The following is a 14353-nucleotide window of genomic DNA, read 5'->3' as shown; positions in this document are numbered from 1 at the left end:
GGGAGGAACGAGAATGTACGAGACCAATTATCATCGCGCCTCTTCGATCGGTGAGGCACTGAAGCTGATGGGGTCCTCTGCGGAGGGAAAATATCTTTCCGGCGGCATGACGCTTATTCCCACCATGAAGCAGCGGCTCGCCGCGCCGAGCGACCTCATCGATCTGCGACACATCGCGGAAATGAAGGGCATCGCAGTCGACGGGCGGACGGTCACGATCGGGGCGGCGTCGACGCATGAGGAGGTCGCAACCTGCGATCGGGTGAAGGCAGTCTGTCCCGCCCTTTGCGTGCTTGCGAGCCACATCGGCGATCCGCATGTCCGTCACATGGGCACGATCGGCGGTTCCGTCGCCAATAATGACCCGGCGGCGGACTATCCGGCCGCCATCCTGGCGCTCGACGCGACGGTGGTCACGGACAGGCGGGAAATCAAGGCGGGCGATTTCTTCACCGGATTATTCGAGACGGCACTGGACGGCGGCGAAATCATCATCGCGCTCCGCTTCGAAGCCCCCGAAAAGGCGAGCTACCAGAAGTTCGCCAACCCGGCCTCCCGTTATGCGATGGCCGGCGTGTTCGTCGCCCGTCGCGACAATGGCGACGTACGCGTCGCGGTGACCGGGGCCGGCTCCGACGGGGTGTTCCGCCACGCGGGCATCGAATCGGCGCTCGCCGGCAACTGGTCGCCGGACGCGGTGACAAGTGTGGCGGTCAATCCCTCGGACCTGCTTTCCGACCTTCATGCGACCGCGCCCTATCGCGCCAATCTCATCAAGGTGATGGCCAGACGCGCCGTGGCGGCCGCGTGAGAGGGGAGACTTTAGCATCGAAAAAGGGCGGCAACGGCCGTCCTCTTTCGTAAATGCTTGACTTCGATCAAAGTTGAGGGAATTGAGTTCGACTAGCTATCTTGGAATAGTTCAAAACTAGGGGCCTTTTGCCGCAGGCATGGGGGGCTTTCCGGGGTTGACCCCCTGGCCGCTTTCAAGGAACAAGGCGGGCAGGGCACTGGAGATGATGATGGATTTCGAGAGTTTCTTCAAAGCCGAGCTGGACGGGCTGCATCAGGAAGGTCGCTACCGCATTTTCGCCGATCTTGCCCGCCACCGTGGCGAATTCCCGAAGGCGACGCGCTACACGACCGACGGCAGCCAGGAAGTCACGGTCTGGTGCTCGAACGACTATCTCGGCATGGGCCAGTCTCCGGTGGTCGTCGAAGCGATGAAGCAGGCGATCGACGAGTGCGGCGCCGGCGCTGGCGGCACCCGCAACATCTCCGGCACCAACCACTATCACGTGCTGCTCGAGCGCGAGCTTGCCGACCTGCACGGCAAGGAATCCGCGCTGTTGTTCACCTCGGGATACGTGTCGAACTTGGCCGCGCTTGGGACGCTCTGTTCCAAGATCCCCGGCATCATCTGCTTCTCGGATGCCGGAAATCACGCTTCGATGATCGAGGGCATTCGTCACTCGAAATGCGAGCGCGTCATCTTCAAGCACAATTCGGTGGCCGATCTTGAAGCCAAGCTTGCGGCGGCCGATCCGCGCGCGCCGAAGATCATCGCCTTCGAATCGGTCTATTCGATGGATGGCGATATCGCGCCGATCAAGGAAATTTGCGATCTTGCCGACAAATACGGCGCCATGACCTATCTCGACGAGGTCCATGCGGTCGGCATGTACGGTCCGCGCGGCGGCGGCATCGCCGAGCGCGAGGGACTGATGCACCGCCTGACGGTGATCGAGGGCACGCTCGGAAAGGCCTTCGGCGTCATGGGCGGCTATATTACCGGTTCGGCAGCACTCTGCGATTTCATTCGCTCCTTTGCCTCCGGCTTCATCTTCACGACCGCGTTGCCGCCGGCACTCGCCGCGGGCGCGCTCGCTTCGATCCGCCATCTGAAGGAAAGCCAGGTCGAACGCTTTGCCCATCAGGAGCGCGTGCGGCGGTTGCGTTCGCTGCTCGACAAGCGCGGCATTCCGCACATGGTCAATCCGAGCCATATCGTACCGGTCATCGTCGGCGATGCCGCCAAGTGTAAATGGATCTCGGACCTGCTGCTCGACAATTTCGGCGTCTATGTGCAGCCGATCAACTATCCGACCGTGCCGAAGAAGACCGAGCGCCTGCGCATCACACCGACGCCGCTGCATTCGGATGCCGATATCGATCGCTTGGTCGGCGCCCTGCATTCGCTCTGGTCGCGCTGCGCGCTAGCAAGGGCGGTGGCGTAAGCTCGCACGAACCGAAGCCCCTCACCCTAGCCCTCTCCCCGCAGCGGGGAGAGGGGGCGGATCTTGCGCCTGCCCTTTTCCTCATCTGTGGGTGAATGGGGGGTGGGAAGCACGCCGCGAGTCTCCCGCTTGCGAGGAGAAGGTGCCCGGCAGGGCGGATCAGGGCAGATCGAACCGAAAATCGCGTGTTACTTAATCAACCCGGCAGCCGTATGCCGGGCCTTTTCATCCGCCGCGAAGACATCGTCCATGGTGACGGCCGCCGGAAGGTCCGCCAATGCATCCATCACCTTCTCGACGATTTCCGCCATCGCCAGGAAGCCGATCCTTCCCTTGATGAAGGCTTCGAGCGCGGTTTCCTTCGAGCCGTTCAGCACTGCGCCCTGCACGCCGCCCGCTTCCATCGCCCGGCGCGCCAGGCCGATCGCCGGGAAGCGGTTTTCGTCCGGCGCCTCGAAATCGAGCCGCGCCAGTTTCGCAAAATCCAGCCGATCGATCGGCAGCGCGCAGCGCTTCGGATAGGAAAGCGCATAGCCGATCGCCGTGCGCATGTCCGGACAGCCGAGCTGCGCCAGCACCGATCCATCGCTGTAGCCGACCATCGAGTGAATCACCGATTGCGGATGGACGATCACCTCGATCTGATCCGGACGCAGTCCGAAGAGGTGGCGCGCCTCGACCATTTCCAGCGCCTTGTTGAACATGGAGGCGCTGTCGATCGAAATCTTCAGGCCCATCGACCAGTTGGGATGGGCGCGGGCGATGTCGGCCGTGACATGCCGCATCTCCTCGAGAGATTTGGTGCGGAAGGGGCCGCCGGAGGCCGTCAGGATGATGCGTTCGACGGCGTGTCGCTGCTCGTTTTCGAGCACCTGAAAGATGGCGTTATGTTCGCTGTCGACGGGCAGCAGCCGCCCGCCGCCCTTGCGGATTGCTTCCAGGAAGAGGCTGCCGGCGGAGACGAGGCACTCCTTGTTGGCAAGCGCGATATCGGCGCCACGCCGCGCGGCCGCGAGTGTCGGAGCAAGCCCGGCATTGCCGACAATTGCCGCCATCACCCAGCCGGCGTCGCGCTCGGCCGCCTCGATAAGGCCGCTTCGGCCGGCCGCCACCGCAATGCCGCTGCCGCCGAGCGCGTCCTTCAATTCGCGGAAACGCTCCTCGTCGGCGGTGACCGCGAACTCGGCGCCCAGGCGGCGCGCCTGTTCAGCGAGCAGGGATATGTTGCCGTTCCCGGTGAGCGCCGCAATCTCGAAATTCGTACGGCCGCCGAGTCGCTCGATGACGTCGAGCGTGTTGGTGCCGATCGAACCGGTAGAGCCCAGTATCGTCAGGCGGCGCTTCTCCTCGCCGGATGCCATTGCCAATTCCCGTATTCTTCTAGTTCTGGAGTTTGTCATAGGCTCTACAGCCGAAAGCCTTCGGCAACAAGGGCAGAAGCCGCGGCTCTTCTCTTTCCGGTACCGCTGGGCTTACAGCGCCGCGCGTCTTTTCAGACGCGCAAAGGCTGCAACTCTTTGAATCTGCGGATCGAGCTTTCCGAAAATCGGTTCCGATTTGCGGGCCGATGCGCTAAGAATCCGCTTGGCTGCGACCATGCGTCGTTCTGCGCGAGGAGCTTCCCATGTCAAAGACCCTGACCGCTGCCGCCTGCGCCTGCCTTCTGATCGAACTTGCCTCCATCAACACGGTCGCTGCCGAGAGCGTGCCGCAGGAGCTTGTCGGTTCCTGGCGTGCCGAGGCGATCGTCGGCGAAGGTGTCGTGGACGAATTCGAGACTGTGCTGGAGATCCGGGAGGACGGCACCTATGGCGGCATGGGCGGCTGCAACATCTTCACCGGTGCCTTCACCCTCTCGGGCAGGGCCATCACCTTCGGACCAACCGCCGCGGCGCGCAAGATGTGCGAACCGGCCGTCATGGAGCAGGAGCAGAAATTCTTCGACGCTCTGCGAAACGGGCTCGATTGGAGTGTCGACGGCACAAGGCTCACGCTCGCGGGCCCCGACGGCACCCCGGTTATGCGGCTCGTCTCGACGGAGGCTGCGGCCGCGGGCGGGGCGGAGGTCATCCTGCATGTGCCCGGCGCCGGCGCGGTCGATCGGCAGACGGTGCGGTACGATTGCGGCGGGGAGGGCGTCGAAGCCGAATATATCAATGCCGGCCCCCTGTCGCTCGTCACTTTTTCGGTCGGCGGCCACTACATCGCCGCGTCGGGCATAATCTCCGGCTCGGGCGCGCGCTATGCCGGCGGCCGCTACATCTGGTGGACCGAAGGCGAGGAGGCGACGCTATTCGACGTTACGAAGGGCGAGGATGATCCGGGAGTGGTTTGCGTCAGAAGGGGATAGAAGTGCGACCGAAAAGGTGATCCCGGCCCGCTTCGAACGCGCGACCCTCAGAAAAATTCGCCTTTCAGTCGCTAAATCCACGTGCAATTCTGCTGTGGCGCAACTGACTGATTTATCGTAGAAACTAGTCGTGTTAACCGGATGCTGGCCGGTGCTTCTACCCAGTTTTGCCTAATATTTGGGCCTTCCTCAACTTGTGTGGACGTGAGGCGGTGGCTCTACACGCCCGCAGTTCGCTCATCCGATGTTGACCATCAGATGCGCGACATGGTCTGGGTGTTGTGACCTTGCCCCGCCGCAAGACTCTCTATCGAAGGGTTCGCGTTGCCCTTGTGCGAGAACCGCGAGCGCTCTAAAGGAGAAGCGGCTTCGCTTTCATACTTGCCGGCACAGGCACGCCGATGCGTGAAAGCACAGTTGGCGCCACTTGCAACTGGTCGAGGAGAGTGTCCGCCGGAGGGCCATCGCCACCACCGAACCAGTAGAAGGCGAAGTCCTGCATCTCCTCATCGTGGCCGCCATGATGGCCGCGATTGGTCTGGCCATGATCTGCCGTTACGATGACCTCATAGCCGTTCTTGCGCCAGCGCGGCAGGAAGGTCGCGAGCTGGGCGTCGATGGTAAAGCAGGCGACATCCATCTGCGAGCAGTCATGGCCATATCGATGCCCCATGCTGTCGAGTGTGCAGGTATGCAGGACGCCATAGTCAATGGAGAAGCGCTCGGTCAGAATGGTCAGCGTGGCGAAGAGATCGAGATCACTTGGCGTCATCTGGTTTTGGTGATTGTAGCCCGCCATGGTGTGGAAACGACCGTGATGGATCGGCCCTTCCGGTTCGTCGTACTCTATGTCGCGCACCATGTCGAAGGGCGCGCGCTGGAAGAAGATCGACCAGAAGGAATGGGTGACGGCGCCGGTCTTGCCGCCGGCTCTGGCGACTTCGGAGAAGATGTCGGGCTGCTCGACGCGAAACAGCGTCTCGTTCGAGAGAACGCCGTGAACCTGCGGCGGTACGCCGGTGTGGATCGACGCGTAGCAGGAGGCCGAGGTAGACGGAAGAACGGAACGCATCCTCCAAACCCGCGCGTCGCCGGCCTGCACCCAGCCTTCCAGGTTGCCCATCAGCCGGCGCGCGTTTCGCCATGGCTGACCGTCGAGAATGATGAGCAGAAGTTTGTTGCGAAGAGGCATTGCTTCGTCCATGGCGTGCAGTGAGATGATGCGCCGCCGGACAAGGCGGCGCATGTGCGATGGTGGTTTCGGGAAGCGAGGCCGGAGAGATAGTTGAGTTCATCCATGATGGTCCCCGATCCGGCCGAAATGGCCTGGCCCGCGGCTTGGTCGGCGGCGCCGTTGTTTGATCCGGGATGGATCTTAGTCGGCAAGAGTGCTGTATACATGTCCAGAAATCGTAAAAATGACCAGTCCACTTGTCGTGGCTGGACACACCTTATGGAGGTGCACCATCGCGCGCACGAAATCCTTGCGCGTCGGCTACATGATCATGCCTAGGGCGCTTCCGGAAAAGTGTCGCCGGCTGATCCAGGTTCGGTACAGGGCATTGCCCCAGTTTACCGAACAGATCGTCGACCGCCTCATCGAGGACGGCCACTATGTTCGTCATCTTCACCGGATGCGCCGGAGTCTACGCCAAGCGGCAGAACCGGCTCCTGCAAATCTTGCGTTCCGATTTTGCCGACATCTTCGAGCCGCCCGAATTCGCGTCGGGGTTCTACAATCTCTGCTATTACAGGGATCAGTCGGTGGATGAGGATGCGGTCCTGATACGCTGCCGGCAAAACAATCTTGGTGTCGAACAGCTATCCTACTACTACGCGAACCGAAAATCGCCGCGAAAGGCGCTTCTTGTCGGATTCGCAGCTTCTAACGAGGGCGAAATCGAACTCGGAACCAACTGGCTTAGGAAGTCTGTGGAGCAGGGGTGATGTTTGTCTCTCGGCCACTCATTGGCTGAATGTGCTAAAGTGGTGCCTAGGATAAAACAGGCCAAACGCGCCGCCAGGGAGAGAAACCGCCAGCAGCGCGTTCGTATCTCCTCAAGGCGAAGGGATGAACAATCGCCTCGGGTCGAGGCTGTCGATCTTGCCAACCTGCTTAGACGCCCTCGAGCCGGCTGAACCGAACCGGAATGAGTTGCCGCGCCTCGATCTGTCCTGCTGAATACTTGTCGATGACAGTCAGCAACTGTTCTTCAGAGCCCACAGAATGAACCAGAGCCAAACGGGCCATTGGCCTGAGCTTCAAGCAAAGCCGGCGGCGGCGCCTCGGCCGCCGCCGTGACCAGGATTTTGTCGAGCGGGGCGCGCTCAGGCCAGCCGCGAGACCCGCCGCCGATACGAATGATAAGCAAAGGGCCCAGCCGGGGCGGGCGCGAAGAGATGCCGGGGCACCCGCAGCATCGCTGCCATTACCCGTTCATCGAGTGCCGCCTTGCCCAGTTCTTCGCTTGCAAGTCGGCATGGATTGCGCTCACCTCGACCGGCGCCAGCGACTTCTTCAGCGACGGCTTCATGCCACGATAGAGGCCGGGTTACCCCTACGACTTCCATGTGCATTCGATCCGGTGTTTGATACGGGTGCCAACCAATACTGACATTCGGGGCTTCTTCATGCCGCTGCTTCTGGTTCTTTTAGTCGTTCTGCTGATAGCTCAAATCGGCTTTTGGGACACTCTCGGGGCTCTTCTCGGCGCCGCCGCGATGATCGTTTTGTTCATTCTGATTGCCGTTACGGCTGTCGCGGTAGCCGGCTACGTGGTGTTGCGCCGTTTTCGACGGCGGCCCTAGGGTCCAAAGGACTCAGAGCGCGCCGTGACTCGCCCCCATAGCCAGATGACCTGGGCACTCACGCTTGTCCGGGTGCTGCTCGCTACGTCCGCACATTGCCCTTGCAGCGGTCCTTCGCTGATCGGACACTCATCTGCCCCTTTAAGGGTTCTCACCTCCGGAACGATTGTTCGGTTCTGAAGTTTGAATCGCAGCGAATCATGCGTGGCGGTCAATGAATCGGCGCTTGGAAGGGAGCGGGAACATGAGCGATTACTCCGAAGGGCCTTCGGCCAGAGATGAGGCCGTTCATACGGACATCACGGCGGTTGAGAGCGCACATACCATTATCGTCAACAAAGTGTCATGGGGAGCAATCTTCGCGGGGGTGGTTGTGGCCCTTGTCTTTCAAGTCCTGCTGACGATGTTGGGGGTGGGGATCGGCGTAGCAACTCTTGATCCGCGTACGGGCGACAACCCCGCGGCAAGCACGTTCTCGATCGTCGCGGGCATCTGGTATTTGCTTTCCGGGATCGTTTCGGCATTTGCTGGCGGCTATATTGCCGCCCGTATGTCGGGAAAGACTGATGAAATCACTGGAGCACTCCACGGTCTTACAGCATGGGCGTTCACCACGTTACTCGTTCTCTACCTCCTGACTACCGCTGTCGGGAGCATCGTGGGGGGGGCATTCAGCGGTGTTGTCAGCGCGGTTGGAGGGCTCGGTCAGACCATTGCACAGACCGCGGCGCCTGTGATCGCGGAGGCAAACCCGCTCGACGCCATTGAACGGCAGGTTCGTTCGACTGGCACCGACCCGGAAGCCCTCAACAACGCCGCAATCAACTCGATTCGCGCTCTAGTGACGGGTGACGAAAACGAGGCAGAGGCTGCACGGGACAATGCCGCACAGGCTCTAGCTAGCGCGCGCAACATTCCGGTCGAAGAAGCGCGCGCACAGGTTGTCCAGATCGAGGAGCAATATACTCGGGCGGTTGAGCGAAGCAAGGAGGAGGCAATCGAAGTCGCCGATGCTGCGGCATCGGCTGTCTCAACCGGTGCGTTAGTGGCTTTCCTCGCCCTCGTGTTGGGCGCAGTCGCAGGGTGGTTTGGAGGTCGTTCGGGTGTCGCCCATCCGGTGATAGTGGATCGGTTGCTTCCAGGTCGACTGCGGCTTTGACGTTGTGGCGCAGGTCGCGGCGGCCGTAAGTGGGCGAAGCCCCGCTTGTGGACGTCCCCTCGATGGAAGGGCTGGGCCTCAGGTTCGTGGCAAACCGCTTCGATGTTGTGCCCGTCCGGACCAATGACGAAAGCTGCATAGTAGTTCGCATGGTAGTGCGGGTGCAGACGAGGCACCATCGTATTGCCACCCGCCTCCAGAGCCGCGCAATTGAAAGCTTCGACTTGCTGGCGGGCATCGACTTGCGTGGGCCGCGGTTTGCCCTGCGCGCGCGCCGTGCGCGGGATGATCCGGCGTATACGGCCCAATGAGCACGCGGAAAAAGCAACACAGACGCGTGCCGGGATTAAGCGCTCACGCCCTTTGTTGGCCGAAGCATCTTGCGGCTTTTTCGGTCCCGGCATAAGTAGTTGGAAATAAATGGTGATCCCGACGCGATTCGAACGCGTGACCCTCAGATTAGGAATTTGGGTCATGTGTTTGAAATCGTGTCGGGACGTTCCCCGGTTCCCCTCAATCTCCGGATATGATGGGGAACGTCAGGCCGCTATCGAGCGGATCACCAGAGCGTCGCAGGCCAGCGTCCCACCAGCATAGTTATTCGCGGTGTGGAAATTGCGGAATCGGACCTGCACCGTATCGACCGCCGAGACGCGCACCGACGTAATGCCGAGATCGGCCGGCAATGCATCCCGCATGTTGAAGACGACGTGATCGCCGACGGCTGCACCAGCAACGGTGATGGCCGCCGATCCTTCCGTCGCGGCGTTGATGGCCGGGATGACGATCGTCGACTCGTACCGCAGATAGTGCGTGATCTTGGAGCCGGCCGGTCGCAGCTTCAACCCTAGCATCTTCTTGTCTGGCGTGCTCGGAGTGCTCGCATCCCAAACGTACAGAATATCCTCATCGGCCAGCGCGTCTATTTCCGTGAGAGATGGGACCTTTGTCATGGTGACCTCACAGGCGCGGTTGCATAGGAATGGAAGCTCCCTGACGGGGCTTGTCAATGATGGAATCCATCTTGCTATCGAGGACTTCGACCTTCGTGCTCAGGCCGGAAAAGTCCTTGCGGATCACCTCGACGGCAGAATTGAAGTCCTTTCGCAGCGCTTCCTGATTGGCCAGGATCGCATCTGCCAACCGGTCGACACGATCGCTCAGAGAGGCCGTCTTCGCCTCCTGCGCGCCCATTCGGAAAGGCAGATCCTGCATCTGCTTCACCTGGGCGTTCAGGTCCGCAAAGTTCTTGTCGGTCATTTGGCTACGAACACCGGCATATCGTTCCTGCTCGGTGAGCTGGCTTTTGATGTTGGCGTTGTCCTGTGCCATGTACCAAAACAGCGAGCCTACCGCGATGATCGTTGGCACGTTGACATTTGACCAATTGATAGCCATCGATCTTGCCTCTTTCGCCGCAGGCCTAGCGTCCACATCTGCCATTTCGCTCGAGCTACTTCCAGCAATTCTGACGTCTGCCAAAGGCATCGGTCGACACGACCCATCGGGCCAATTGTTCTTCCCTATCGACTAAGCTGACGGGGTCATTCACCTGCGGCGGCTTCGTCCATCCGGCGCAGTTCGTCGCACTGCTCTGGCACCCCGCCAAGGCGACGACACACAGCGCTGCGATTAAGAGCGTTCGTCTCATTGTCGATTTTGCCCCTATTCTGGAATGCCTCGACGCTATCCCGCAGCTGCCCGACACGCCCGTCGCGCCGCCCCTTGACATATGCGATCACTGCCACAGCAATCAGGATTGCGATGAGAGTCGCTGCAAAGTAGCGTCCAATCATGCGGGCACCGCATCGATCGCGTCTGCGATCTCCTTTGCCCTGCGTGCGGCCCATACGCGGTAGGCTATGCCGCCGACGGCAACGATGACGCTCGCGAGCGTCAGAGCGGCCGAGACCTTAGCGACAAAATCAATGGTGATATACGGAGCGAGCTCCTGCTGCGCTTGCGTCAAGATCGCACCGATGCTGCCGGCGCCAGCAGCCGTGTCGCCCGGGGCGGTTGAAGGCGCCTTCTTGGCATCCTCGACATAGGCCTTGGCCTCGCCACCAGGCGCGTAGTCGATCGCGGGACCGACAGAACCACTCGCCCAAGCTTGACCGGTCGAAAGAACACCGTTGACGCGCCGGGTCCAACCTTTGCCAAAGGTCTTCCACGTCTTCAGCGCTTTGAGGAACTTCATGCGCCGCTCGACGATCTTCGAGATCAGAGCGTCATGATCGTTGACCGCCTGAACGGCGGTGAGCGTGGCGGGACCGACGACGCCATCTGATTTGACGCCGAGTGCGCGCTGCAGCCACTTGACCGACTGAGAGACACCGGAGTTCACGGCACCGTCGAAGACGACATAGGAAACGCCGACGGGCAGCAGGTCGCCCTTGATTAGATTCCAGTAGCGCTGGCGGTAGATCGTGTCGCGCTCGGCCGAGGTCATTCCCTTCACCGGCCGCGTGGTCAGCTTCATCTGGCGGCGGAAGTCATCGTAGACCCGCTGTGTGACGCCCTGGTTGGTCGCGCCGCCCGGGTCCTTCGGGTGATTGACGTATCCGCCTTCATGAATCAGCGTTTTCGTCAGTGCCCTCTCGAATTCGTTGCTCATGACCATCGCCCCTGCAGAAGATGTGGGGATAATCGGCGGTGGGGAGGGGAGGCGCAAAGCACACCAACAAGGGCAATAAAAACGCACTCAATGGCAGGCTGTTGTCGTCAGAACTGGGTTGTAAACGAGCGCAACTTTTCCTAGTGTCCCGCTCCGTTGAACCAAGGAGGGGAAATATGAGTGTTGCGGATTCAGGATGGACAAACAGGATACCGAAGCCGGTATCGACGTTGGATTTTCTCGGCAACGATGCGATCGAAAAACTGGTGAAGGATTTCGATTTCCAGACCGTCCTTGATATTGGCTGCGGCGCAGGGAACCACGCAGAATTCCTAGCCTCAAAGGGAAAGACGGTCACGACCCTGGACGCCGGCCATTTTTACAAGTTCAAGCCAGACATCCTTGGAGATTACGAGACAATCGACCTCGGCCGAAAATTCGACTGCATTTGGGCCAGCCACATTCTGGAACACATTCGCAATCTTGGTTCATTCCTTGAGAAGATGTATTCCGACCTCAACGACGGCGGCGTTTTGGCGGTCTCTGTCCCGCCTCTTAAGCACGACTTGGTGAGCGGACACATCAATCTCTTTAATCCAGGAACGTTGATCTACAACCTCATTCAGGCAGGCTTCGATTGCAGCAAGGCTTCCGTGAAGGTCTACGGCTACAATATCAGCGTGATCGTCAAGAAGGTTCCGACAGGGATCCCGTTGGGTTCGTGGAGCTTTGCTGACGTGAGCCGGTTTTTCCCGTTCCACGTCTACAAGGATTGCGACGGGCGTATCATCTCGGCGAATTGGTAATCGTTACCCAGTCACCATGACCGGCGATATTTGACGCCACAGACTGCCATCGCAGAAAAGCTCTATATAGCTTCCGGTTGTGGCTATAGCCTTGTCCGTTGAGCCATCTAAACGGATGTTTCCGGTTCGGCGCAGTGTAATCGTTTGGCCCGAATTAGAGCAGCGCAGTAAGAGCCGCATGCCGGCGACCCCGCCGTTGATGTTGACCAAATCGTCGGTAGACGCACCGCCTTCGGTCGCGATGAGATGGTACGAGCGAGTGACTGTTATGGCATCCCCGCTGATGGTGAGCGCGCCCGGCACTTCGTGAATTAGCCTGCGTTCACCTGCCGCCGGGACGCGAACGCCGGTTGTATTGATGTCGAATACAGATGACCCCGCGTAACGAAATTGAATTGGATCTCCCGCCGAAACATCCATAAGGATCTTCCAGCCTGCCGATTGATTGTTCGCATCCTTCGTAAACTGCACCGATGGGTCGCCAACGTTCCCATCTCCACCGACAATCGTTGCGGCATAGCCGCCGACAACATTTGGATCAGAATAGACCCAACCCGCACGAGACTGGATCGGATCTCCCTGTACGAACACGCCAATACCGGCTGCCAATGCGCCGACGAAATCCGCGTGGAAGATCATCGTCAGGTAGTTGATGCGACAACCCAGGAATTGAACGCCCTTCTTTGTGTTCGCAGAGGCAATGAACGTCGGCGTCGAAGTCGAGTTCGGGACACTATAGAAATTGTGCTCAAAGATGCAGCCGGCGAAAACAACGTTGGAAGCGTGGTCAAGCTCTATCAGGCGATCGGACGCGGTCCTGAACACGCAGTTTGTGAAGTAGTGACCGTTGATTTCCGCCGTTGAGCCGTCTGTGTCGCCATCAATGTAGAGGCAACGCCAATCTGCGGCGCCAGAGTAATGCGCAGTTGCACTATCTGTCGCTACGCGGGCTTTGCTGTCTTTAGATCCGATCCTGACGCCGTAGAACTGCGATCCGCTGAGCCCATAAGCGGCCGGCGCGTCATTGGCGCCAATTAGCGCAACGCCGTGGCGACCGTAAGCCGACCCACCGATCCATTGATTATAGTCTGGGTCGTCATCTCCGGACTTGCTGTGAACGACATAGCCGGCCTTCGAGAAATAGCCGAAGACAGTCACATCATCGAAAAGATTTTGCCTAGTGTCGTTGACCAATACGCCAACGTCGAAATCATCAGCAAGCGAAGCGGCAACCTCAGCGATATCGTTGTAGTTTCCGCTTGCGTCAAAGACATTCATGTCTTGCACGATGGCGAGACGGCGAATTGTGTTTTGCACCGACGAGACCGCAAGGCACGGCGTCACCGTCGCGTAATCGTCAGTGCGGTTCGTGAGTGAAAAGCTGGTTGGCGTGCCGCCGTTCTTGAAGATGAAAACGAGGCCGGGGATGTCATCTTTAAAGCCTGGGCGCAGGCTGTCGCCATCATCGCTCGTTCCGAACCAGATATGAGGAGCACCGACCGCACCCTCGATCGTCACCGGAGTGCCGGTGATTTCCACATTTCCGACGATGCCGTAAACGCCGCAGTCGCGCACAGGCACATCAAAGGTCTGCGCGTATTCAACCGCATCGAAAAAAGCCTGCCTGTTGTCGGACGCGTAAGTACGAGTCCCGCCCAGCATGCCGAGAGTAACAGCGGGCACGTCAATCTGCCACCACGCTCCATCAGCACTCTGCTTGTGCCAAGGTTTTGCAGGCGACGGCGTCGAGATGCGGATCTTGTCGTGCTTGTCGATTCCGATGCCGACCACTGCGCGCTGCAGCACAAGCGGGATGTTTGCTGCTTCAAATGCGCTCTCGCTGTCGAACAGGTATCCTGCGTTCGCTGCAGCCAATGCGGCTTCAGCTGCTGCCTCAGCTGCTGCAACACTTTCGCTTTCAGACGCCTTGTTCTCGAGCTCACCAGCACCGTTCCAACCTATCAGCTTATTTCCGTCTGGCGCCGGCAATGCGGGGCCGCTCGACCCGTAGCTTGCCAACACGGCGCGCCCCATATCTCGGCGAAGCTCCTGAACCTCAGACTCGACAGTATCGAGCGCAAGGTTCAGGTCTCTGACTGGCAGAGGGCCGCCATTGTTGAACCGGTTTGTTCGATGAGGTTCACGCGCCCCTACGACCTGGACGTGACCGGTGATGCCGACGGCAAACACCGCCTTGGCATCGGTCGAGACGCCCTCTGTGTAGGTCGCGGTAACCGCGAAGTCGTCACGCTCTACGCCATCGACGAAGACCTTGATATCGTCGTTGTCGAAGACCGGAAACTGTGCCGGAAACTCCGTCGTGGCGACGACGGGGTTATAGAAGCTGATGCGATCGTCAGGAGAGGTGATAGACATGCG

At 59.9% G+C, this 14353-nt stretch carries 14 protein-coding genes and 2 pseudogenes; 7 read left to right on the top strand and 9 right to left on the bottom strand.

Annotated elements, in window-relative coordinates:
- The first annotated feature begins 13 nt into the window (after nt 1–13).
- Together SJ05684_RS14740 and hemA are read left to right on the top strand one after the other, a co-directional pair.
- Nucleotides 14–811 (top strand): FAD binding domain-containing protein, encoded by a 798-nt coding sequence (locus SJ05684_RS14740; RefSeq protein ID WP_034853137.1) that lies wholly within the window; start codon nt 14–16, stop codon nt 809–811.
- A 211-nt stretch (nt 812–1022) separates the two neighbouring features.
- A complete protein-coding gene (gene hemA / locus SJ05684_RS14735; protein ID WP_034853176.1) occupies nt 1023–2237 on the top strand; it encodes a 5-aminolevulinate synthase in 1215 nt (404 codons plus the stop codon).
- Nucleotides 2238–2425: 188 nt separating this feature from the next.
- Here hemA and dxr read toward each other — a convergent pair whose 3' ends face one another.
- The gene (gene dxr, locus SJ05684_RS14730) at nt 2426–3598 is read right to left on the bottom strand and encodes a 1-deoxy-D-xylulose-5-phosphate reductoisomerase (protein WP_034853139.1); all 1173 of its coding nucleotides are present in this window, start codon (nt 3596–3598) and stop codon (nt 2426–2428) included.
- A 263-nt stretch (nt 3599–3861) separates the two neighbouring features.
- On the opposite strand from dxr, the gene SJ05684_RS14725 reads away from it, so the two are divergent.
- Complete coding sequence (locus SJ05684_RS14725) at nt 3862–4587, top strand: META domain-containing protein (protein ID WP_034853141.1); 726 nt, start codon at nt 3862–3864, stop codon at nt 4585–4587.
- A gap of 352 nt (nt 4588–4939) precedes the next feature.
- On the opposite strand, the gene SJ05684_RS14720 is transcribed toward SJ05684_RS14725, so the two are convergent.
- Nucleotides 4940–5779, bottom strand: coding sequence for an alkaline phosphatase family protein (locus SJ05684_RS14720; protein ID WP_034853177.1), 840 nt, complete (start codon nt 5777–5779; stop codon nt 4940–4942).
- 422 nt (nt 5780–6201) lie between these two features.
- On the opposite strand from SJ05684_RS14720, the gene SJ05684_RS14715 reads away from it, so the two are divergent.
- Nucleotides 6202–6534, top strand: a complete 333-nt coding sequence (locus SJ05684_RS14715) for a hypothetical protein (protein WP_034853144.1) — start codon at nt 6202–6204, stop codon at nt 6532–6534.
- A gap of 169 nt (nt 6535–6703) precedes the next feature.
- On the opposite strand, the pseudogene SJ05684_RS30925 reads toward SJ05684_RS14715, so the two are convergent.
- Nucleotides 6704–7121, bottom strand: a pseudogene (locus tag SJ05684_RS30925) (protein-L-isoaspartate O-methyltransferase family protein).
- 97 nt (nt 7122–7218) lie between these two features.
- On the opposite strand from SJ05684_RS30925, the gene SJ05684_RS30030 reads away from it, so the two are divergent.
- Complete coding sequence (locus SJ05684_RS30030) at nt 7219–7395, top strand: hypothetical protein (RefSeq protein WP_172901122.1); 177 nt, start codon at nt 7219–7221, stop codon at nt 7393–7395.
- A 244-nt stretch (nt 7396–7639) separates the two neighbouring features.
- The gene (locus SJ05684_RS14705; RefSeq protein WP_034853149.1) at nt 7640–8554 is read left to right on the top strand and encodes a hypothetical protein; all 915 of its coding nucleotides are present in this window, start codon (nt 7640–7642) and stop codon (nt 8552–8554) included.
- Between the two features lie 74 nt (nt 8555–8628).
- Here SJ05684_RS14705 and SJ05684_RS30415 read toward each other — a convergent pair.
- The 5 genes and pseudogenes from SJ05684_RS30415 to SJ05684_RS14680 all read right to left on the bottom strand — a co-directional run.
- A pseudogene (locus tag SJ05684_RS30415) lies at nt 8629–8793 on the bottom strand (VOC family protein); the annotation flags it as partial.
- 300 nt (nt 8794–9093) lie between these two features.
- Entirely contained in the window at nt 9094–9507 is a 414-nt protein-coding gene (locus SJ05684_RS14695; RefSeq protein ID WP_034853153.1) for a hypothetical protein, read from the bottom strand.
- Between the two features lie 7 nt (nt 9508–9514).
- A complete protein-coding gene (locus tag SJ05684_RS14690; protein ID WP_034853155.1) occupies nt 9515–9952 on the bottom strand; it encodes a hypothetical protein in 438 nt (145 codons plus the stop codon).
- A 146-nt stretch (nt 9953–10098) separates the two neighbouring features.
- A complete protein-coding gene (locus tag SJ05684_RS14685) occupies nt 10099–10350 on the bottom strand; it encodes a hypothetical protein (RefSeq protein ID WP_034853157.1) in 252 nt (83 codons plus the stop codon).
- Nucleotides 10347–11168 (bottom strand): glycoside hydrolase family 108 protein, encoded by an 822-nt coding sequence (locus SJ05684_RS14680; protein WP_244426608.1) that lies wholly within the window; start codon nt 11166–11168, stop codon nt 10347–10349. Before SJ05684_RS14680 ends, SJ05684_RS14685 begins: the two co-directional genes overlap by 4 nt.
- Before the next feature lie 176 nt (nt 11169–11344).
- Here SJ05684_RS14680 and SJ05684_RS14675 point away from each other — a divergent pair, with 176 nt between their 5' ends.
- Nucleotides 11345–11974: a class I SAM-dependent methyltransferase gene (locus tag SJ05684_RS14675; RefSeq protein ID WP_083846088.1), complete on the top strand. Its 630-nt coding sequence runs from the start codon at nt 11345–11347 to the stop codon at nt 11972–11974.
- 3 nt (nt 11975–11977) lie between these two features.
- On the opposite strand, the gene SJ05684_RS14670 is transcribed toward SJ05684_RS14675, so the two are convergent.
- Nucleotides 11978–14350: a hypothetical protein gene (locus SJ05684_RS14670; RefSeq protein ID WP_034853164.1), complete on the bottom strand. Its 2373-nt coding sequence runs from the start codon at nt 14348–14350 to the stop codon at nt 11978–11980.
- Between the last annotated feature and the right edge of the window lie 3 nt (nt 14351–14353).

This window comes from Sinorhizobium sojae CCBAU 05684 (assembly GCF_002288525.1).
GTDB classification, from domain to species: Bacteria; Pseudomonadota; Alphaproteobacteria; order Rhizobiales; family Rhizobiaceae; genus Sinorhizobium; species Sinorhizobium sojae.
The sequence above is the reverse complement of the archived record's forward strand: the minus strand, read 5'-3'. Positions and strand labels throughout refer to the sequence as shown.

What these genes read in the sequence shown, in the direction of transcription:
- SJ05684_RS14685 (WP_034853157.1), bottom strand. Translation starts at nt 10,350, where the DNA reads ATGATTGGACGCTACTTTGCAGCGACTCTCATCGCAATCCTGATTGCT.
- SJ05684_RS14695 (WP_034853153.1), bottom strand. Translation starts at nt 9,507, where the DNA reads ATGACAAAGGTCCCATCTCTCACGGAAATAGACGCGCTGGCCGATGAG.
- SJ05684_RS14670 (WP_034853164.1), bottom strand. Translation starts at nt 14,350, where the DNA reads ATGTCTATCACCTCTCCTGACGATCGCATCAGCTTCTATAACCCCGTC.
- SJ05684_RS14680 (WP_244426608.1), bottom strand. Translation starts at nt 11,168, where the DNA reads ATGAGCAACGAATTCGAGAGGGCACTGACGAAAACGCTGATTCATGAA.
- hemA (WP_034853176.1), top strand. Translation starts at nt 1,023, where the DNA reads ATGGATTTCGAGAGTTTCTTCAAAGCCGAGCTGGACGGGCTGCATCAG.
- SJ05684_RS14720 (WP_034853177.1), bottom strand. Translation starts at nt 5,779, where the DNA reads ATGCCTCTTCGCAACAAACTTCTGCTCATCATTCTCGACGGTCAGCCA.
- SJ05684_RS14725 (WP_034853141.1), top strand. Translation starts at nt 3,862, where the DNA reads ATGTCAAAGACCCTGACCGCTGCCGCCTGCGCCTGCCTTCTGATCGAA.
- SJ05684_RS30030 (WP_172901122.1), top strand. Translation starts at nt 7,219, where the DNA reads ATGCCGCTGCTTCTGGTTCTTTTAGTCGTTCTGCTGATAGCTCAAATC.
- SJ05684_RS14705 (WP_034853149.1), top strand. Translation starts at nt 7,640, where the DNA reads ATGAGCGATTACTCCGAAGGGCCTTCGGCCAGAGATGAGGCCGTTCAT.
- SJ05684_RS14675 (WP_083846088.1), top strand. Translation starts at nt 11,345, where the DNA reads ATGAGTGTTGCGGATTCAGGATGGACAAACAGGATACCGAAGCCGGTA.
- SJ05684_RS14690 (WP_034853155.1), bottom strand. Translation starts at nt 9,952, where the DNA reads ATGGCTATCAATTGGTCAAATGTCAACGTGCCAACGATCATCGCGGTA.
- SJ05684_RS14715 (WP_034853144.1), top strand. Translation starts at nt 6,202, where the DNA reads ATGTTCGTCATCTTCACCGGATGCGCCGGAGTCTACGCCAAGCGGCAG.
- SJ05684_RS14740 (WP_034853137.1), top strand. Translation starts at nt 14, where the DNA reads ATGTACGAGACCAATTATCATCGCGCCTCTTCGATCGGTGAGGCACTG.
- dxr (WP_034853139.1), bottom strand. Translation starts at nt 3,598, where the DNA reads ATGGCATCCGGCGAGGAGAAGCGCCGCCTGACGATACTGGGCTCTACC.